The sequence below is a fragment of the Kribbella sp. NPDC054772 genome (assembly GCF_053611945.1).
On the sequence record NZ_JBSHBJ010000014.1, the window covers coordinates 124,570 to 144,421 of the forward strand.

Annotated in this window: 20 protein-coding genes; 11 read left to right on the forward strand and 9 right to left on the reverse strand. The window is 68.4% G+C overall.

Features of this window, described 5'->3' with window-relative positions; translation table 11 throughout:
- Positions 1-29: 29 nt before the first annotated feature.
- A complete protein-coding gene (locus ACWGID_RS22555) occupies positions 30-1,016 on the reverse strand; it encodes an RDD family protein (RefSeq protein WP_452199466.1) in 987 nt (328 codons plus the stop codon).
- 82 nt (positions 1,017-1,098) lie between these two features.
- On the opposite strand from ACWGID_RS22555, the gene ACWGID_RS22560 reads away from it, so the two are divergent.
- Both ACWGID_RS22560 and ACWGID_RS22565 read left to right on the forward strand, forming a co-directional pair.
- A complete protein-coding gene (locus ACWGID_RS22560; protein ID WP_452199468.1) occupies positions 1,099-2,094 on the forward strand; it encodes a stage II sporulation protein M in 996 nt (331 codons plus the stop codon).
- A gap of 47 nt (positions 2,095-2,141) precedes the next feature.
- Entirely contained in the window at positions 2,142-2,891 is a 750-nt protein-coding gene (locus ACWGID_RS22565; protein WP_452199470.1) for a DUF1206 domain-containing protein, read from the forward strand.
- Between the two features lie 5 nt (positions 2,892-2,896).
- On the opposite strand, the gene ACWGID_RS22570 is transcribed toward ACWGID_RS22565, so the two are convergent.
- From ACWGID_RS22570 to ACWGID_RS22580, 3 genes are read right to left on the reverse strand one after another with little or no spacing between them, the layout of a single operon-like run.
- Entirely contained in the window at positions 2,897-4,483 is a 1,587-nt protein-coding gene (locus ACWGID_RS22570; protein ID WP_452199472.1) for an ABC transporter permease, read from the reverse strand.
- On the reverse strand, positions 4,480-5,376 hold the full coding sequence (locus ACWGID_RS22575; RefSeq protein WP_452199473.1) for an ABC transporter ATP-binding protein: 897 nt from the start codon (positions 5,374-5,376) through the stop codon (positions 4,480-4,482). Before ACWGID_RS22575 ends, ACWGID_RS22570 begins: the two co-directional genes overlap by 4 nt.
- Before the next feature lie 2 nt (positions 5,377-5,378).
- Positions 5,379-5,987: a TetR/AcrR family transcriptional regulator gene (locus tag ACWGID_RS22580; protein WP_452199475.1), complete on the reverse strand. Its 609-nt coding sequence runs from the start codon at positions 5,985-5,987 to the stop codon at positions 5,379-5,381.
- 381 nt (positions 5,988-6,368) lie between these two features.
- Between ACWGID_RS22580 and ACWGID_RS22585 the strand changes: the two genes are divergently transcribed.
- From ACWGID_RS22585 to ACWGID_RS22620, 8 genes are read left to right on the forward strand one after another with little or no spacing between them, the layout of a single operon-like run.
- Positions 6,369-8,165 carry an ABC transporter substrate-binding protein gene (locus tag ACWGID_RS22585; protein ID WP_452199477.1) on the forward strand — a complete coding sequence of 599 codons (1,797 nt, stop codon included), beginning with the start codon at positions 6,369-6,371 and terminating at the stop codon, positions 8,163-8,165.
- Positions 8,162-9,184, forward strand: a complete 1,023-nt coding sequence (locus tag ACWGID_RS22590; RefSeq protein WP_452199479.1) for an ABC transporter permease — start codon at positions 8,162-8,164, stop codon at positions 9,182-9,184. The genes ACWGID_RS22585 and ACWGID_RS22590 overlap by 4 nt, the downstream gene beginning before the upstream one ends.
- The gene (locus tag ACWGID_RS22595; protein WP_452199481.1) at positions 9,181-10,065 is read left to right on the forward strand and encodes an ABC transporter permease; all 885 of its coding nucleotides are present in this window, start codon (positions 9,181-9,183) and stop codon (positions 10,063-10,065) included. Before ACWGID_RS22590 ends, ACWGID_RS22595 begins: the two co-directional genes overlap by 4 nt.
- A complete protein-coding gene (locus ACWGID_RS22600; protein ID WP_452199483.1) occupies positions 10,065-11,024 on the forward strand; it encodes an ABC transporter ATP-binding protein in 960 nt (319 codons plus the stop codon). The genes ACWGID_RS22595 and ACWGID_RS22600 overlap by 1 nt, the downstream gene beginning before the upstream one ends.
- 2 nt (positions 11,025-11,026) lie before the next feature.
- Complete coding sequence (locus tag ACWGID_RS22605) at positions 11,027-11,986, forward strand: ABC transporter ATP-binding protein (protein ID WP_452199485.1); 960 nt, start codon at positions 11,027-11,029, stop codon at positions 11,984-11,986.
- 22 nt (positions 11,987-12,008) lie between these two features.
- Positions 12,009-12,344 carry an ArsR/SmtB family transcription factor gene (locus tag ACWGID_RS22610; RefSeq protein WP_452199487.1) on the forward strand — a complete coding sequence of 112 codons (336 nt, stop codon included), beginning with the start codon at positions 12,009-12,011 and terminating at the stop codon, positions 12,342-12,344.
- Complete coding sequence (locus tag ACWGID_RS22615; protein WP_452199489.1) at positions 12,341-13,150, forward strand: VOC family protein; 810 nt, start codon at positions 12,341-12,343, stop codon at positions 13,148-13,150. Before ACWGID_RS22610 ends, ACWGID_RS22615 begins: the two co-directional genes overlap by 4 nt.
- 26 nt (positions 13,151-13,176) lie before the next feature.
- The gene (locus ACWGID_RS22620; protein WP_452199490.1) at positions 13,177-13,845 is read left to right on the forward strand and encodes a phosphotransferase; all 669 of its coding nucleotides are present in this window, start codon (positions 13,177-13,179) and stop codon (positions 13,843-13,845) included.
- On the opposite strand, the gene ACWGID_RS22625 is transcribed toward ACWGID_RS22620, so the two are convergent.
- The 5 genes from ACWGID_RS22625 to ACWGID_RS22645 are packed head-to-tail and all read right to left on the reverse strand — an operon-like array spanning position 13,846 to position 18,893.
- On the reverse strand, positions 13,846-15,096 hold the full coding sequence (locus tag ACWGID_RS22625) for a DUF58 domain-containing protein (protein ID WP_452199492.1): 1,251 nt from the start codon (positions 15,094-15,096) through the stop codon (positions 13,846-13,848).
- Positions 15,097-15,137: 41 nt separating this feature from the next.
- Positions 15,138-16,109: an AAA family ATPase gene (locus ACWGID_RS22630; protein WP_452199494.1), complete on the reverse strand. Its 972-nt coding sequence runs from the start codon at positions 16,107-16,109 to the stop codon at positions 15,138-15,140.
- Entirely contained in the window at positions 16,106-17,248 is a 1,143-nt protein-coding gene (locus tag ACWGID_RS22635) for a DUF4350 domain-containing protein (RefSeq protein WP_452199496.1), read from the reverse strand. Before ACWGID_RS22635 ends, ACWGID_RS22630 begins: the two co-directional genes overlap by 4 nt.
- The gene (locus ACWGID_RS22640) at positions 17,245-17,877 is read right to left on the reverse strand and encodes a DUF4129 domain-containing protein (RefSeq protein WP_452199498.1); all 633 of its coding nucleotides are present in this window, start codon (positions 17,875-17,877) and stop codon (positions 17,245-17,247) included. Before ACWGID_RS22640 ends, ACWGID_RS22635 begins: the two co-directional genes overlap by 4 nt.
- Positions 17,874-18,893, reverse strand: coding sequence for a hypothetical protein (locus tag ACWGID_RS22645; RefSeq protein ID WP_452199500.1), 1,020 nt, complete (start codon positions 18,891-18,893; stop codon positions 17,874-17,876). Before ACWGID_RS22645 ends, ACWGID_RS22640 begins: the two co-directional genes overlap by 4 nt.
- Positions 18,894-19,150: 257 nt before the next feature.
- Here ACWGID_RS22645 and mtrA point away from each other — a divergent pair, with 257 nt between their 5' ends.
- Entirely contained in the window at positions 19,151-19,828 is a 678-nt protein-coding gene (gene mtrA, locus ACWGID_RS22650) for an MtrAB system response regulator MtrA (protein WP_141859693.1), read from the forward strand.
- The last annotated feature ends 24 nt before the right edge of the window (positions 19,829-19,852 follow it).

Consider the following 19,852-nt stretch of genomic DNA (forward strand, 5'->3'; position numbering starts at 1 on the left):
GGCGTTCCCGGCCTGCAACAATAACCCGCTCAGAACCACTGGGTGGCGTCGTTGCTGCCGGGTGCCGCCCAGCCTTGGGCGTTGACGGCGGCCGGCCGGGAGTTCGGCGGCGGTGGTGGGGTGAACGGGCCCGGCTCGGGCGCGGCCGGCGGGAGCACGCCGTACGGGCTCGGCGGGGCGAAGGGTCCCGCGGGGATCGCGTACGACGGCGTGGCCGCCGGTGCGAACGCGGGAGCGAACGGGCCGGTGTTGAGTGGGCGCTGCGTGGAGAGCCGGTGGAGTTCGCGGCGCCGGCGTTCGGCGAGGACGGCGGAGAGGAAGGCCGGGGCGATGATCGGGCCCGGTGGGGGCGGCGCGATGACGGCGGCGACGCGGGTGGCGAGCGCCTCGCCGATGGCGATCTGAGCACCGGGGAGGAGTTCGGTGTAGCGCGCCAGGTAGTCGCGGGCGGCGTTCGCCAGTTCGTCGGACAGCCGTGACAGCTCCAGCGACTGCGCCCACTGCACCAGCTGGGCCGGGACGAACAGCGGCGGTGACGCCATCGGCTGGTGCCGTTCGCGAATGACGACCGTACCGGCGACCATGTCCCCGATCCGCTTGCCCTGCTTGTTCATCAGGCTCGCCACGATCCCCGGGCACGCCGCGAACCACGGGGCGAAGTCGACGAAGAACCACATCAGCGTCCGGACCAGCGCGTGCCGGAACCGGATCGAACTCCCGTCGTCGCGCACCACCTTCAGCCCGAGCACCATCTTGCCCACCGTGCGCCCGCGGGTCAGCGTCTCCATGACCACCCGATAGCCCACCACGACGAGCAGTACGACGATGAAGATCAGCGCGACCCCCAGCGCCTCACTGGCCTCGCCCCCGAGCAGGAACCCGGCCAGCAGCGAGATCAGCGCCACCAGTACGGCGCCCTGCAGCGCGATGTCGATAGCGCAGGCCAGCGCCCGCGTCGGCATCCGCGCGATCCGCACCTGGAGGACGACCGCCTCACCGGTGACCAGCTGAGACACGTTGTCGCCCCCCTCCTCCGTAGACACCCGGTCCGGCTAGTCTGCCAGCGCAGGAAGTCATCCGGGTGGAGGAGGTGCGGCAGTGGACGTCGAAGCGTACGTCTCGGTGCACCAGCCGCAGTGGGACCGCCTGGCGTACCTGACCCGGCGCCAGCGCCGCCTGTCCGGTGCGGAGGCCGAGGAACTCGTCACGCTTTACCAACGCGTCGGCACTCACCTGGCCGCGCTCCGAGCCGCCGGTGCGGACCCGGTGTCGATCGGCCGGCTGTCCGGTCTGATCGCCGACGCCCGCGGTGCGGTGACGGGTGCGCAGGCTCCTGTGTGGCGCGACATCTCGAAGTACTTCCTGGTGACCTTTCCGGCCGCGCTGTACGCGTCGAGGCGGTGGTGGGTCACCATCGGGCTGCTGTTCTACCTGGTCGCTGCGTGGACCGCGTGGCGGGTGCTGGCGCATCCGGAGACGTTGGACTCGGTCGCCACACCGGACCAGATCAAACAGCTCGTCAACCACGACTTCGAGTCCTACTACTCGGAGAACCCGGCGCAGGACTTCGCGCTCCGGGTCTGGATCAACAACGCGACTATCAGTGCCGCCGTACTGGCGCTGGGCATCCTGCTGATCCCGTCCGTCTTCATCCTCTGGGACAACGCGTTCAACCTGGGTCTCAGCGCCGGTCTGATGATCAGCAACGACCGAGGCGGTCTGTTCTTCAGTCTGATCACTCCGCACGGTCTGCTCGAGCTGACCGCGGTCTTCGTCGCGACTGCAGCCGGACTGCGCCTCGGCTGGTCGTGGATCGTGCCGGGTCCGCGCACCCGGATGCAGGCGGTCGCCCAGACCGGCCGCGCAACCGTTGGGATGGCCATCGGTCTCGGCGCGGTCCTGCTCGTCACCGGTCTGATCGAAGCGTTCGTGACGCCGTTCCTGCCCGCCCCGGTCCGCGTCACGATCGGCATCCTCGCCGAACTGGCCTTCTTCACCTACGTCTGGACCCTCGGCCGCCGCGCCTACCGCCACGGCGAGTACGGCGACATCGACGAAGCCGACCGCGAAGCGAGCGCACCCGTCTCCGCCTGACCGTTTCCGTGGTGGGCACCGGAACGATCGTGAGTACCGCCACCGAAGTGAGGCACAGCCGCGCGTACGACGTCGCGATCACCGTCGGCCTGATGGCGTACGGCGTCGTCCACCTGCTGATCGCCTGGATCGCGCTGCAGCTGGCCTGGGGCAAGTCGTCACAGGAGGCGACGCAGCAGGGTGCTCTGCGTGAGTTGGCTGACCAACCGCTCGGCGGCGTACTGCTGTGGGTGACCGCCGGCGGCATGTTCGCCCTGGTGCTGTGGCGGGTGCTGGAGCTCGTCTACGGTCACCTCGAGCTGGAGAAGAAGATCTCGTCGATCGGCCGGGCCGTCGTGTACCTGTTCCTTGGCATCAGCGCCGTCAAGGTCGGTGTCGGTTCCAGCGGTTCGAGCACGAATCAGCAAGAGACGATGTCGGGCCGGCTGATGGCGCACGGAGCCGGACGGGTCGTCATCGTCGTCATCGGCCTGGTCATCATCGGGATCGGCGTCCGCCAGCTGCACAAGGCGATCACGAAGAAGTTCACCGAGGATCTCGCGGGTGGTGTGTCCGACCTGACGATCCTGCTCGGCCGGATCGGGTACGCCGCAAAGGGCCTCGCGTTCCTGGTCGTCGGCGCGTTGTTCGGCTGGGCCGCCATCGCCTACGACCCGCAGAAGGCCGGCGGGCTCGACACCGCGCTGCACACCATCAAGGAGCAGCCGTTCGGCTCCGTCCTCCTGACGGTGCTGGCAGCCGGCATCGCGGCCTTCGGCGGCTACTGCTTCATCTGGTCCCGCAACGCCCGCCGGTGACCTGCCTAGGCCGGCAAGTCTCTTCGGCGCAGACCGATCAGACCTGCGAACCCCACGACCGCGGCGATCGCGAGCAGGACGATGAGCGGACCCGCCGACACGGAACCGCCCGGAAGCGACGGGAGGTGGGTGAACGGAGAGATGTCACGGATCCAGCCGGCCGTCGCGACACCGGCGCTCACCAGCCCGATCAGGATGCAGACTGCCGGGCCAGCCCACGATGCCATCGACGCCTGCGGGAAGAACCCGAAGATCGCGAGCGCGATCGCCGCAAGGACCCACACCGCCGGCAGCTGGACCAGCGCGGCACCGACCAATCGGGGTACCTGGCCGCCGACGTCGCCGATCGCCACGCCGTACGCGAGCCCCTCGGCGACACCCGCCGCGAGCAACGCGGCCGCCGGACCCAGCAGGCTGAAGACGAGATGGCTCGCCGCCCATTGCCAGCGACTCGTAGCGGTCGCCAGCACCGGCTCGGCCCGGCCGCTGCTCTCCTCGACCCGCAGGCGCAGCGTGGCCTGGACCGCGTACGCCGAGGCGATCAGCCCGACCAGCGTCATCACACCGGCCAGGAACGAGTCGATCAACCCGGCCGCCCCGCCCATCCGCCGGAACATCTCCTGGATGCTCGGGTCGTCGCGCATCATGTCGCCGACGCCCTTGGCCACCCCACCGAACAGCAAGCCCAGCAAGGCGAATCCGACCGTCCATGCCGCGAGCAGTCCGCGATGCAGCCGCCATGCCAGCCCGAGCGGCGAGCCGATCGCGCCGTCCGCCGGACCGAGGCGGTCGGCCAGTAGCCCACCGCCGATGTCCCTGCGCGTGGACAGCCAGGCGGCGACTGCCACCAGCGCGATCGTTGCCGCCAGCACCAAGATGCCCAGCCACCAACGGTTCTGGGCGTACGGGTGGATCCGTTGGGCCCAGGAGATCGGCGACAGGTACGACAGCCAGGCGAGTGGACCGTCGGTGTGCGCGCTGGTGTCGCCCGCGGCCCGCAGTACGTAGGCGCCGCCGAGCACGCCGATCGCGATCCCGCGCGCCGTCCCCGCGCTGGCGGTCAGTTGCGCCGCGACCGCACCGACCGCCGCGAAGAACCATCCGGTGCCGGCGTAGACGACGCCGATCGCGACAGATCCCGCCATCGGCAGATCCTGGCCGTGCATCGCGAACGTGAGCAGGACAGCGAGTACGACGTTCGCGCCGAGCGTCACGATCAGCGCCGCGGCCAGCTGCGCGTACCGCCCGATGACCGTTGCCCCGAGCAACTCGCGACGCCCGGTCTCCTCCTCGACCCGCGTGTGCCGGATCACCGTGAGCAGGCTGATCAGCCCGACCATCACCGGCACGAACCCGAGCCGCCAGGTGACGAACTCACCGAGACTCGATCCGGACAGCTCGCCGTACAAGGTGATGAAGCCGGCGTTGCTCGCGTACTTGACCCGGGACTCGGGCGTCGGGAACAGGTCGCCGTACTCCTTGACGTAGCTGGCCGAGATCGCGACGAGCAGCACGATCCACAACGGCAGCACGATCCGGTCGCGGCGCAGGATCAGCCGGATCAGCCCGCCGGTCCCCACGAGGCCTCTCATCGCACGGTCTCGGGTTCGTACAACCGCAGGAACAGTTCCTCGAGCGACGGCGGCTGACTCACCAGACTCCGTACGCCGATCTCGGTCAACCGCCGCAGTACCGGGTTGATCTCGTCGGTGTCCACGTCGAACCGCACCCGACCGTCGTCCATCTGCAGATCGTGTACGCCGTTCAGCTGCGCGAGACCGTCCATCGGGCCGACGAGCTCCGCCTGGATCGACGTACGGGTCAGGTGCCGGAGCTCGTTGAGGGAGCCGCTCTCGACCGCTTTGCCGGCCCGGATGATCGTCACCCGGTCGCACAGCGCCTCGACCTCGGACAGGATGTGGCTCGACAGCAGGACCGTTCGGCCGTCGCGGTCGCTGACCTCCTGCACGACCTCGCGGAAGACCTCCTCCATCAACGGGTCCAAACCACTGGTCGGCTCGTCGAGCAGCAGCAGCTCGACGTCGGACGCGAACGCGGCGACCAGCGCGACCTTCTGCCTGTTGCCCTTCGAGTACGCGCGCGCCTTCTTCCGCGGGTCCAGGTCGAACCGCTCGAGCAGTTCGGCCTTGCGTTTCTTGTCCACGCCACCGCGCATCCGGCCCAGCAGGTCGATCGCCTCACCGCCGGACAGGTTCGGCCACAGCGTGACGTCACCCGGAACGTACGCGAGCCGCCGGTGCAGCTCGGTCGCATCCGACCACGGGTCGCCGTCGAGGACCCGCGCGACGCCGGCGTCGGCCCGCGTCATCCCGAGCAGGATCCGGATCGTGGTGGTTTTCCCGGCGCCGTTCGGGCCGAGGAACCCGTGCACCTCACCGGTTCGCACCGTGAGGTCGAGACTGTCCAGGGCGTGGGTGCGCCCGAACCGTTTGACCAGACCTTCCGTGCTGATCGCAGCCGGCATGATCACTTCTCCTCAGAGCGTTGCTGGATCTTCTCGAGTTGTTCGGGGGTGAGCAGCGGGATCGTGAAGACCTCCATCAGGGCCTGGCCGATCCGGTTGTAGCCCGCCGGGGTGGTGATGTCCTCGCCGAGCGCCTTCGAGACCTGATCGCGGAACACGAACACGCTGAGCTTGATCGCGGCCAGCGCGGCGGCGTACCCGCGCCGGTCCTTGGGGTCGATGCCGTAGCTGGTCGTCCACTCCTCGACCGCGTCGACCCCTTCGAGGAACAGGGCAGTCGCGGTCTCCGAGCCGTCCATCATCGAACGGACGATGTACAACTGCAGCGGGAACGCGCGGGGGTGCAGAGCCAGCGGGTCGAGCCCGGTGAGGTCGTTGTTCTGGGTCAGCTCGGCGCCGATCTCGACCATCCGCTCCTTGGCGTACTTGTCACACGCCTCGCGCAGCGACTCCTTGGACCCGAAGTGATGCCGCACCAACCCCGACGACACCCCGGCCTCGGCCGCGATGTCCCGGATCGAGGCCCCCTCGATCCCACGCTCCCCGAACAGCCTGATCGCCGCATCCCGAATCCGCGCCCGCGCCGTCAGGTCATCCGCCGGTCGATCCATCACCCTCTCCTCCCACTACACACAAAAGCAAACTACTACACAACCGTGTAGTCAAGTGCAGGAACCCATGTACTGCGCTCAGCCCGCGCGCTCCGCCCCGGCCTTTCTCGGTCGGTTGTTCGTCGAGTCGTGGGGACCGGCTGGGCGACACGCCGACAGATCCACGACTCGACGCAGGGGAGGCGAGCCACACGCCACGACTCGGGCTTTGGCGCCGCCGAAGGTGGGACGGCAACTTCCGGTGATAGCCGGAAAGTGCTCGGCGGCCGTAAGTTGATTACTTCAATGTGACAAAGTTTCGTATCTCGTTGACACCTGTGGGCTCGCTGGTGTGGGTTCTTCCTCAAACACCAACACCGGCTGGGGAAGGTGGGGCGGCCCATGAGGAAGCTGTTGGCGGTGCTGGCGGCGTTGTGTCTGCTGGCGATGGTTCCGGGGACGGCGGCGGCCGCTGATCCCGAACCGAAGAAGGTCATCAAGATCGGTGTCACCCAGTCGGTGGACTCGATGAACCCGTTCCTCGCCGTGCGGCTGGTGACGGGGTCGATCCAGCGGTTGATCTACGGCTTCCTGACGGTGCCGGACTCGAAGACCCTGCAACCCAGCCCGGACCTCGCCGAGTCCTGGACGACGTCGCCGGACGGGCTGACCTGGACGTTCAAGATCCGCCAGGCGAAGTGGTCGGACGGACAGCCGATCACCGCCGAGGACGCGGCCTGGACGTTCAACAAGATGATGACCGACGACGGTGCGAAGACCGGCAACGGCCCGGCGGTGGAGAACTTCCAGAGCGTTTCCGCGAACGGCCAGGAGCTGACCATCAAGCTCAAGGCCCCGCAGGCGTCGATGCTCGACAACCCGGTGCCGATCATGCCCAAGCACGTCTGGGAGAAGGTCAAGGACATCGCGAAGTACGACGGCGAGACGTACCCGACCGTCGGCAGCGGCCCGTACATCGCGGTCGAGCACAAGAAGGACCAGTACGTGCGCTTGGAGGCGAACCCGGACTACTGGCGCGGACGGCCGAAGATCGACGAGCTGCAGGTGATCTTCTACGACAACCCGGCGGCGTCGATCGTCGGGCTGAAGAAGGGCGACATCGACCTGATCGGCCGGCTGAACCCGCCGGACTTCGAGTCGTTGAAGGGCGACGACAACATCGTCCAGTGGAACACGCAGGGCCGGCGGGCGACGTACCTGCAGATCAACCACGGGGCGACGACGAGCGACAACAAGCCGATCGGCGACGGGCATCCGGCACTGAAGGACCCGAAGGTGCGGACCGCGCTGCACTACGCGATCGACAAGCAGAAGCTGGTCGACGAGGTCCAGGGCGGCCTCGCGAAACCGGCCGACGGATCGATCATCCCGCCGCTGTACAAGGACTACTTCTGGGAGGCGAGCCGCGACGAGAAGGTCTCGTTCGACCTGGCGAAGGCGAACAAGATCCTCGACGACGCCGGCTACAAGAAGGGCGCGGACGGTGTCCGGACGATGCCGGACGGATCGCGGAAACTGCAGTTCCGGTTCAGCATCCACACCGACACCCCGATCGAGGACAAGCTCGCGGAGTACCTGACCGGCTGGTTCAAGGAGATCGGCATCCAGCTGACCACGAAGCGGCTGGACTCGAGCAAGTTCACCGAGGAAACCGGTACGACGGCGCTCTTCGACATCGCGATCAGCGGCTGGTCGGTGAACCCGGATCCGGAGGAAGTGCTCGGCACGCACCTGTGCAGCCGGCGCCCGACGGCGACCGGTGAGGGTGGTGGAACCGAGTCGTTCTACTGCGATCCGCAGTACGAGAGCCTGTACCTGCAGCAGCAGAAGGAACTCGACCGCGGAAAGCGTGCGGAAACGATCAAGAAAATGGAGGAACGGCTCTACACCGACGCTCCGGTGATCGCGCTGTACTACCCGAACGACCTCGAGGGTTACCGCAAGGACCGGATCGCGAGCATCACGCCGATTCCCGAGGACAAGGGCCTGCTGTACGGCGGTTCCGGGTACTGGCCGTTCTACACCGTCGAGGCGGTGTCGAAGGACGGAAAGTCGGAAAACGCTAGCGGAACGAGCAGCGGTGTGATCGCCGGTGTCGCCGGCGGTGTCGCTGTCCTCGCCATCGTGGGCTTCTTCGTACTGCGTCGGCGGCGCGGCGCGGCCGACGAGCGCGAATGACGACCACGATCGAAGCGGTCGAGCAGACTCCGGCCCGCCACGGTCTGCTGCGGTACGCGGCGACCAAGGCGGGCGGGGCCCTGCTCAGTATCGCGATGGTGATCGTCGCGACGTTCTTCCTGTTCCGGTTGCTGCCGGGCGATCCGGTCCGGGCCCTCGCGCAGGGCCGGAACATGACGCCCGAGCAGCTGGATCTGGAGCGTGCGCGGCTCGGTCTGGACAAGCCGATCCCTGAGCAGTTCGTGCATTTCGTCAAGCAGACCTTGCAGTTCGACCTCGGCACGTCGTACGAGTACAAGCGGCCGGTCCTCGACCTGATCGGGGAGCGCATCGGGTCGACCCTGCTGCTCACCGGGACGGCGCTGGTGCTCGCGGTGAGCCTCGGTCTCTGGCAGGGCGCCCGCGCCGGGTGGAAGCCGGGCAGCCGGTTCGACAAGTTGTCCACCGCGGTCTCACTGGTGCTGTGGTCGGTGCCGACGTTCTGGCTCGGGCTGTTGCTGCTGATGGTGTTCGCGGCCGGGATCGGACCGATTCCGGGGATCTTCCCGACCCGCGGGAGCTCGAGTGTCGACAAGCCGGACGGGTTCGCGGGTGTGCTGGACGTCGGGCAGCACATGGTGTTGCCGTGTCTCACGCTGGTCGCCGTCGTCTATGCGCAGTACCTGTTGGTGATGCGCTCGTCGGTGCTCGACGAGGTCGGTCAGGACTACATCACGACCGCGCGGGCGAAGGGTCTGCGCGATGACGAGATACGCCGGAAGCACGCCGTACCCAATGCGCTGCTGCCGACCGTGACGTTGGTGTTCATGCGGATCGGGTTCGTCGTCGGTGGTGCGGTGACGGTGGAGGCGATCTTCAGCTGGCCGGGGCTCGGGCAGCTGTTCTACGAGGCGATCCGGGTTCCGGACTTCACCTTGATGCAAGGAACGTTCCTGCTGATCACGGTGTCGGTGATCGTGATGAACACGTTGGCGGACGTCGTGTACCACTTCCTGGACCCACGGGTGAGGTCGGCATGAGCACCGTCGCCTGGGTACGTCGTCGGCGCGCCGCCGGTCGTTTCTGGACGGATTTCCGGAAACACCGAGCAGGCGTTTCCGGATTGGTCGTTCTGGCGCTCGCTGTCGTGCTCGCGCTGATCGCGCCGCTGTTCATCGATTCCGGCGTCACGAACGTGGTCAGCGGGACCGGCGCGAAACTGGCGCCGCCGAGCCTGCGCGATCCGCTCGGAACGGACGAGTCCGGACGTTCCGTACTGCTGATGATCTGGTGGGGCGCGCGGACATCGCTGCTGATCGGATTCCTGGCGGCCTTGCTGAGCATGGTGATCGGAACCGTGCTCGGAATCGCTGCCGGACATTTCCGCGGTTGGCTCGGCGCCGTGATCCTGCGGGTGACCGACTGGTTCCTGGTGCTGCCGTCGCTGGTCACCGCGCTGGTGCTGGCGGCGATCCTCGGTGGCTCGACGGCGACGATCATCATCGCGATCGGCGTGACGTCGTGGCCGTCGACGGCCCGGCTGATCCGCGCGCAGACGCTGGCCGTCGAGGCCCGCCCGTACATCGAACGCTCGCTGGCGCTCGGTGCCGGGCACTGGCACATCACCACCCGGCACGTATTGCCGAACGTCGCACCGTTGCTGTTGGCAAGTACGACGCTGGAGGTGGCGAGCGCGATCGTGACCGAGTCGACGCTGGCGTTCCTCGGGGTGAGTGCGAACAAGACCTCGTGGGGAACGATGCTGCGGGGGTCCTACGACTGGGGCGCGGCGACCGCCGGGGCGTGGTGGTACATCCTCGTGCCGGGTCTGTGCATCGTCATCGTGGTGATGGCGTTCACCTTGTGTGGAAGGGCGCTGGAGTCCGTGCTCAATCCCCGACTGCGAACCCGGGCGGTGTGATGCTCAGTCTCGAAGAGTTGTCGGTGACCTACCGGATCGGCGGCGCGGCAGCAGGGTCCGGTGAGGTGCCCGCCGTTCGTGGCGTCTCGCTGGCGCTGGCCGCCGGCGAGGCGGTCGGGCTGGCGGGGGAGTCGGGGTCGGGGAAGTCGTCCGTCGCGCTCGCGTTGCTGCGACTGCTGCCGCGCACGGCCGTCGTCGGTGGTCGGGTCCTGCTGGACGGCGAGGACGTGCTGACGATGAAGTGGGGCCGGCTGCGTGCCGTCCGGTGGTCGTCGGCGTCGATCGTCTTCCAGGGCGCGCAGCACGGGCTGAACCCGGTCCGCCGAATCGGCGACCAGATCGCCGAACCGCTGCTTGTCCACCGGCTGGCCTCCGGAGCCGCCGCGGACGCCCGGGTCCGCGAGCTCCTCGAACAGGTCGGTCTGCCAGCCTGGCGCGCTCGCAGCTATCCCCATGAGCTGAGTGGTGGCCAACGGCAACGAGTCATGATCGCGATGGCGCTGGCCTGCTCGCCGCAACTGATCATCGCCGACGAACCCACCACCGCCCTCGACCTGATGGTCCAGGCGCAGGTCCTCGCCCTCATCCGCCAGCTGATCGCCGAGCACGACATCTCGCTGCTGATGATCTCGCACGACCTGTCGGTGCTCGCCGACGTCTGCGACCGGCTCGCCGTCATGTACGCCGGTCGCCTGGTCGAACTCGGTCCTTCGTCAGGTTCCTTCGAGCACCCGTACAGCAAGGCGCTCGCCGCAGCGTTCCCGACCGTCGGCGACCCGTCGTCCCGGCTCGCGCCGCGGGGCCTGGCCGGCGATCCGCCCGATCCGCAGAAGCTGCCTGAAGGTTGCAGCTTCCACCCGCGCTGTCCGGTCGCGCTCGACACCTGCGCGACCGTCGATGTCGATCTCCGGCCCGCGGGCGCGGAGCGATCCACTGCCTGCGTCCGAGTGGGGGAATGACGATGCTCGAAGCAACAGACCTCGCAGTCGAGTTCTCCGGCCGCGGCGGCCGCCGGGCCCGCGCCGTCGACGGCGTCAACCTGTCGATCGGTTCCGGCGAGATCGTCGCCCTGGTCGGCGAGTCCGGCTGCGGCAAGACCACCCTCGCCCGTACCCTCCTCGGCCTGGAACGCCCGACGTCGGGCCAGATCACGTACGACGGCACGCCGCTGAGCTACTCCAGCCGGTCCCTGCGCGCGTTCCGCCGCGAGGTACAACTGGTCCTGCAAGATCCGATGGGGTCGCTGAACCCCCGCCATACCGTCTATGAGGCGGTCGCAGAGGGCCCACGGATCCACGGCCTCGCGGACGAGGAATCGGTCGTTTCCTCGGCCTTGTCCCGAGCCGGCCTGCGCCCGCCCGAGCGCTTCTTCCACCGCTATCCCCACGAGCTCTCGGGCGGCCAGCGGCAACGCGTGGTCATCGCCGGCGCGCTCGCCCTGGACCCGAAGGTGCTGATCGCCGACGAACCCGTCGCCTCCCTCGACGCCTCGGTCCGCGGCGAAATCCTCTCGCTCCTGCTCCGGCTCCGCGACGACCTCGGCCTGTCCGCACTCGTCGTCACCCACGACCTCGGCCTCGCGTGGAACATCGCCGACCGGGTCGCCGTCATGTACCTCGGCCGCATCGTCGAGTCCGGCCCGACCGAGGCCGTCCTCACCGACCCGCAGCACCCCTACACCCGCGCGCTGCTGTCGGTCCTCCCCGAGTCCCCGCAACGCATCGTCCTCACCGGCGAGCCCCCGGACCCCACCCACATCCCCACCGGCTGCCGCTTCCACCCGCGTTGCCAACTGGTGGCTGCTGGCAACGGTATCGAAGCCTGCACCACGACGCTGCTCGAGATCCTCCCGGCCAGCAGTACGCCGCAGGTCGCGTGTCATCTGGCCGCGGCACTAGTTTCAACGGTTGACAATAGTTAACAAGAAGTAGAACTATTGCGGTATGGCGGAAGAGCAGGTCGACCGGGTCTTCGAGGTGCTCGCGGACCCGACGCGGCGGCAGGTCGTGCAGCTGCTCGGGGAAGGCCCGCGGCGCGCGGGCGAGCTGGCCGCGGCGACCGGTGCGTCGTCGCCCGCGATGAGTCGCCACCTCAAGCTTCTCCTGGAGGCCGGCCTCGTCGAGGACGAACGGGTCCCCGGCGACGCCCGGGTCCGGCTGTTCCGCCTCAACCCCGAGCCCGTAGTCGCTGTCCAGGCCTGGCTCGACCAGGTCCAGGCGCACTGGCGCAATCAGTTGGGCTCGTTCAAACGGCATGTCGAGCAGAAGGAGTCATCATGACCACCACGCCCGTGCCACGTTCGGCCACCGCCTCGGTCGAGGTCGCGGTCGACCCCGCGACCGCCTTCGAGGCGTTCACCGCGGAGATCGACCAGTGGTGGCTGCGGAACCCGATCAACTTCTTCGACTCCAGCCGCGTGACCGCGATGCGGATCGAGCCCGGCGTCGGTGGACGGGTGCTCGAGGTGTACGCCGACGACGCCCTCGAACTCGCGATCATCACCGACTGGGAGCCCGGTGTGCGGCTCGGCTATCGCAGCTCGGTCGACGACACCGAGACCCGGGTCGACTTCGAGGCGATCGACGGTGGGACGCGAGTGACCGTCGTACAGTCGCTGGTCACCGAGGGCGGGAAAGCGTTCTACTTCTGGCCGCGCGTCATCCGCTGGCTGCCGGACTGGGTCGCGCGGCGGGCGAGCGCTGCCGGGTCGCCGCGCGAGATCGGCCGGCTCTCGATCGCCTTGTACTACGAAGATCCGGCCGCCGCGGCGCGCTGGCTGCACGAGGTGTTCGCGCTCGACTCGTGGGACACGCTGCCTGCCGAGGGGGAGCAAGCGATGTGGATCGAGCTGCACGTCGGATCCGCCGCCGTGCTCCTGTTCGAACGCACCGAGCCGCGGCCGAGCACGACCGATCACAATGTCTGGGTGTACGTCGACGATCTCGACGCGCACTTCGCCCACGCGCGCGACAAGGGCGCGAAGATCCTGCAGGACATCCACGAGCACGGCTACCGCAGCTACGAGGCCGAGGATCTCGAAGGTCACCGCTGGACGTTCCTCCAGGCCCGCCCGACGATGGCATGACCGAACAACCTCTCGCCGGAGGTCGCATGACGGCCGGGGTAGTGCGCGTCGACGACACGGTGCGCCGCCCCGGGTCGGCCGCCTCCGCCTTCACGGCCGCGCTTCTCGAACTCCTGGCGGAGCGGGGATTCACCGCGGCCCCGAAGTACCTCGGTCAGGATGAGTCGGGCCGCGACATCCTCACGTACGTCGATGGTTGGGTGCCCGCCAGGTTCCAGCGCTGGTCCGACGTCCAGGTCGCCGCGGCCGGTGCGCTCCTGCGCGCTTTCCACGACGCCACCGCCGGCACTGCGTTGGCGGGCGCCTCACCTGTGGTCTGTCACCACGACGCCGCGCCGAACAACTTCGTGTTCGACCAGGACCTCCCGGCCGCCATCATCGACTTCGACCTGGCCGCCCCCGGCGATCCCCTGGAGGACATCGGGTACGCCGCGTGGACCTGGTGCATCGCCTCGAAACACGCCGACCCGGACCGCCAGGCCCACCAGGTCCGAGTCTTCGCGGACGCCTACGGCCTGACCTCGTCGCAACGCCGGTCCGTCATTCCGGCAACCCAAGTAGCCCAGCTCCACAACGTGACGTTCTGGCAGCAGACCCCGTGCGACCCCGCAGACGCAGCCGAACGCATCGCATGGTCCCGCCGTGAACACGCCTTCATCACGGCCAACAGACAGACCTTCGAAGCAGCCCTGTAGCTACAGTCGTCCAGCCTTCTTGAGCGCCAGATAGGTGTCTGCCAGGGCCGGAGCGATCTGGTCCGGGTTCTCGTCCACCACGGTGACGCCGGCTCGCGTCAGCGTCGCTGTGGCGCGCTCTCGATCCAGACGGGTACGGGCAGCCGACGCAGCGCCGTACACCTCCAGCAGGTCGCTGCGGGTGGACTCGAGCTCGGCCAGCCGTGGATCGGCGACAGAAGCGAGCAGTACTACGTGACGGCGCAGGAGTGGACCGATGACGGGCAGCAGTGACTCCTCGATGACCGCCGGGTCCAGCCCAGTGAGCAGTACTACGAGCGAACGCTGGCCCAGTCGCTCCAGCACCTGCGACACAACGACCCGGAAGTCCGTCTGCACCAGCTCGGCGTCCACGTTCGCGAGAGCGTTCACGAACGACGGCAGCACGTCCTCCGGCGCAGGACGGCGTACGTCGGCCCGCACTGCGGAATCGCAGGCCAGCAGGGAGACCCGATCGCCGGCGCGAGTGGCCAGTGCGGCCAGCAATAGAGCGGCGTCCATCGCGTGGTCGAGCCGTGGTGCGTCGCCGACCCGCCCCGCGGACAGGCGGCCGGAGTCGATGACGATCGCGACCTGGCGGTCCCGCTCCGGGCGCCAGGTCCGCAGTACGACGTTCCCGCGCCGAGCCGTCGCCCGCCAGTCGATGCTTCGTACGTCGTCACCGGGCACGTAGTCCCGCAGTGAGTCGAACTCGGTGCCCTGGCCGCGCACCAGCAACGCCGTACGCCCGTCCAGCTCGCGCAGCCGCGCCAACCGGGACGGCAGATGCTTACGGCTGTTGAACGGTGGCAACGCCCGCACTGTCCACGGCACCCGATGCGACCCCTGGCGTCCAGCAAACCCGAGCGGACCGATCGACCGCACCGTCACTCGCGCCGCCTGGCGATCTCCCCGCCGCGTCGGCACCAGAAGCGTCACCAGCCGCCGACGCTCGCCTGACGGGAGATCCAGCTTGTGTGGCGGATCCAGTACGCCGGCCGACGGCGGCCACGCGTCTCGCAACAACCCGCGTACGCGTCGTCCCGGGTTGGTCACCAGCAACTGCACAACAGCCTGCTCGCCCAGCCGTACGGCGTGGTCTCCGTCGCGACTGAACTGCAGCCGACGTGGCGAGCCTGCCAGCAGGATGTCCACCAAACAGACCAACAGCACCACGAGAACGACCAGACCGACCCCGTCCCACGACGGCGCCGCCAGGGCAACGAAAACCACCCCAGCCGCCGCCAGTAGCCCGGCCCGGCCTGTCACAACCATCAGCGGGGGACCGGGACGGTGGCCAGCACGCTTTCCAGGACCGCGTCGGCGTTGACGCCCTCCAGTTCGGCCTCCGGGCGCACCTGGACCCGGTGCCGCAGACAGGGACGTGCCATGGCTTTGACGTCGTCCGGGATGACGTAGTCGCGGCCGGAGAGCCACGCCCACGCACGAGAGACCGCGAGGAGCGCTGTGGCCCCACGCGGTGAGACACCGAGCTGCAGAGAAGGCGACTGGCGAGTGGCGCGGCACAGGTCCACGACGTAAGCCAGTACGTCGTCGCGGACCGCAACCCGGCGTACGGCGCGCTGTCCAGCCTCCAGATCCTCCGGACCGGCCACGGGACGCAACCCAGCGGCAGCCAGGTCCCGCGGATCGAAGCCCTGTGCATGCCGGGCGAGTACGGCGATCTCGGCGTCCCGTGGCGGGATGTCCAGCGTCACCTTCAGCAGGAACCGGTCCAGCTGGGCCTCGGGCAACGGGTAGGTGCCTTCGTACTCCACCGGGTTCTGCGTGGCGGCGACAACGAACGGCGCCGGCAGGAGGCGCGGTTCGCCGTCCACGGTGACCTGCCGCTCCTCCATGGCCTCCAGCAGCGCGGCCTGGGTCTTCGGTGGCGTCCGGTTGATCTCGTCGGCCAGCAGGATGTTGGTGAACACAGGTCCCGGCCGGAACTCGAACTCGCTCGTCCGCGCGTCGTAGACCAGTGACCCGGTCACGTCGCCCGGCATCAGGTCCGGCGTGAACTGGACCCGCTTGGTGTTCAGACGCATCGCTGTGGACAGTGCGCGCACCATCAGCGTCTTCGCCGTACCGGGGACGCCCTCGAGCAGCACGTGGCCGCGGCAGAGCAGTGCGAGCACCAGTGCGGTCACCGCGGTGTCCTGGCCGACCACCGCCTTGCCGATCTCGGTCCGGAGCGCGACCAGCGCTTGCCGGGCCTGGTCCGCGGAGACCTCGGTAGTCGTCACGGGTGTCGTACCTCCTGCGTCAGTACGTCGAGCTCAAAGGACAAGGACATCAGAGCGGCGTCGGACTGTGGCGGCAGCCCGTAGAGCAGTTCGTACAGCATGGCCGGGTCCCGACCGGTGCGGGCGGCAACAGTCGCGACCACTGCGGACGGTTCGGCCCGGCGGGGAATGCCGTGGGCCTTGTGGAGCTTCCCCAGCGCGGACTCGCGCAGTGCCGCCGCGGCACGGTCCCGGGCGCGTGAACGCCGGTACAGCCGCGCACGGCCCTCAGTGGTCTCCGCGGCATGCACGATGACCGGCAACTGCTCCGCCACGACCGGACCGAGCCGTCGGCCCCGCCACAGCGCCACCACCAGGACTGTGAAGGCCAGCGCCCACGCGATGTACCGCACGTCCGGTGGAATCAGCGGTGGCGCGTCTTGGTTGACCGGACCGCTGCCGGACGTGTCCCGTTGCGGCAGGAACCACGTGAGGTCCTGGTGCGTGCCGATCAGGTTCAGCGCCAGCGCGGCGTTCCCGTCGTCCGCGAGTCGCGCGTTGGTGAACGACGTCGGCGTACCGATCACGTCGACTGTGCGGCCGTCGAGGTCCAGCCGGACGATGGTGTTGTTGATGCCGTCGCCGTAGCAGGCGATGGCGTTGTCGGGTGCGCTGTACGTGTACCCGCTGACTGTCGCTGTCCCCGCTTTGGCCGCGGCTGGGAGGTCACAGTCCGCCTTACGACTCTGCAGGTCCAGCGCGTCTCCGGTGGGTTTGACTCCGGGCGCGAGAATGTCCAGAGCGTCACCACTCGGCCCGATCAGGACCAGGTGACTCCACCTGGCGTCGGCGATCTGCTGCCAGTCATAGCGATCGAGTGAGCCGCCGGGCCCGACCAGCAGCGTCTGTCCATCACCTGGCTCCACGGCGTCGTCCAGCGACTCGGTGCCATGTACGTCGACGTTGTGGTTCTTCAGCAGCGCTGCCAGCGCGCGTGCCCCGGCTGGCTCGGTGGAGTCCGGACTGAACTGACCTGACGTCTGTGCGGACGTGGCGATCAGGATGACGATCGCAGCGAGCACGACGACACCAGTGACGAGCAGGGGAAGTCGTAACGCCTTCCAGCTATCGCCGACGGTCCGCCCGACCGGCGTGCTCATACAGCCACTCGTGCGGTCCGTGCGGCGTTGTCAGCGGCCACAACAGCGGCGTACCGCTCCGGTGTCCCCTGACGGTTGCCGTAGACAACCTCCGTGAACACCAGTGCGGCCGGCTGCAGCGGTTCACGCAGTACAGGTGCCGCTCGCGACGCATCGGTGACCACTTCGTACGCCGTACGTCCTGGCCGCTCGTCCAGCACGGTCCGCTCGGTCAGCTCGGCAACGCAGGCCCGGAAGCGACTGCGGATGGCCAGAGCGAAGTCGCCGGCGCCGGCCTCCCGCTCTGCCTGCGCTCGGTACTCCGCTGCGCGCTGCGGCCGCGCCGTGTCGAAAACGGCCTGCGACGTGGCCTTACGACTGGTCCGCAGTACTCCGGCCCGCCAGAGCACCACGACGACGACAAGGACGAGCAGAACGATCAGCATGACCAGACCGGCATGGCCGTTGGGAGACGAACCGGTGAGGCTGTCCAGCAGGTCGCGGATCCACTCCACCAACTTGCTGAGAGCCTTGCCGATCAGCGAACCGCCAGAGTCCCGGTACGCCGGCTTGGACAGCTCTTTGGCCGCCTCCTGGGCAGCCTGGTCCCGGTCGATGTCGACAGGCGGTTCCTGCCAGAACACGATCACGCCGGTCCCTCCGACCGCAGTGGCGGACGCATCCACAGGTCGAGGCCTTCACGCCGTACCCGTAGGTCCAGGTAGATCAGGGCCTGGACGGCGGACATGAACGCGAGGCTGGCGATCAGCGTAAGCACGGTCGCGACACCGGCCGCCACACCCAGCACGACCGTCACGAGCACGGCCCCGCTGCTGTTGCTGAGGTCCGCCCACGAGCCGAGGGTGATGATCATGGCGCTGACCCCGAACTGCAGGGCGTACCCGATGATGTTCACGACCAGGCCGCCGAAGAGCAGGATCCCGAAGACCCGCCAGAACTTGCCCCGTACCAGCTGCCACGACCGTCGCAGCGCCCCCCAGACGCCGACCCGCGCGGGGACGTAGAGGCCGATGGCGGGCGCGTGCCGGCCCTCCATCAGCACGACCGTCCCGGCCAGCACCAGCCGGACGCCGAAGATCAGCACCAGTGCACCGCCGACGAGCATCATCACCACGGCGACCGCACCAGCTGCATCCGAAGAGATCGCTGCGTCGGCACCAGCTCCGACACCGAAGACCAGGAGTCCCCAGCCGCCGATCAGCAGGATGAACGACAGCGACTGCACCAGACCGACGGCAGCCAGTGCGGGCAGCGCAGGTCTGATCAGCCGCATCAGCTCACGCGGACCGAGCCGTTGCGCCAGCTGACTCCGCACCGCGGCCAGAGCGATGATCCCGGCCAGCATGCTCGACACGACCGAGAACAGGACCACCTGCACGCCGTACGTGAGCAACAGCGCCGCACCGGCCTGCGAGAACGGGTCGTCCGCTCCGAAGAACCCACCGAGCCCACCTGGTACGGCGACCTCGGTCAGCACCGCCTGCACCGCGACCAATGCGATCCCCGCGAGTACCGGAAGACCGAGCATGATGGTCTTGTTGTCGGAGATCGTCCGGGCGGCGTTGTCGAGCAGATCGGCGGGCAGCCAGGGGCGCAGCGGCTCCGTGGCCACGTCGTCGTACAGGCGCATGTTCCGGTCGGTCACTGCGTTCCTCCTCCCAGCTGAACCGTCGTACCTCTCGGCACGTGAGTTGTGGTGGACCCCAACCGTGCACCATGATCACAGCCCAACTCGGGGTCACACGGCGATCCGGCGTGTGCACTACCGGGGGAATGGGACACTATCCGTAGTGCGTACGGCCTGGCACCCGCCGGTCGCACACCGATCGGTCGGGATTCGAACGGCAGTCGGACGACATTCGGACGGCAAGGAGACTGGGCGTGGCAGAGGGTAACCGGACGATGCGGGGCCGCATCCTCATCGTCGACGACGACACCGCGTTGTCGGAGATGCTCAGCATCGTGCTGCGCAACGAGGGTTACGACACCTATCTGTGTGCGACCGGTGACAAAGCGGTACCGGCGTTCCGGGAGTTCAAGCCCGACCTGCTGCTGCTCGACCTGATGCTGCCGGGGATGGACGGTATCGACGTCTGCCGGGCGATCCGGGCCGAGTCCGGCGTACCGATTGTGATGCTGACCGCCAAGAGCGACACCGTGGACGTGGTGCTCGGGCTGGAGTCCGGTGCCGACGACTACGTGGTCAAGCCGTTCAAGCCGAAGGAGCTGGTGGCCCGGATCCGGGCCCGGCTGCGCCGGATGGACGAGCCCGGTCCGGAGTCGCTGACCATCGGCGACCTCACCATCGACGTCGCCGGGCACTCCGTGAAGCGGGCCGGCGAGACCATCCAGCTGACGCCGCTGGAGTTCGACCTGCTGGTCTGCCTGGCGTCGAAGCCCTGGCAGGTGTTCACCCGTGAGGTGCTGCTGGAGCAGGTCTGGGGCTACCGGCACGCGGCCGACACCCGGCTCGTGAACGTGCACGTCCAGCGACTGCGCTCCAAGATCGAGAAGGACCCTGAGCACCCCGAGATCGTCGTCACGGTCCGCGGTGTCGGATACAAGGCTGGTGCGGACTGATCGAGTACGGACGCGGCCCAGAGT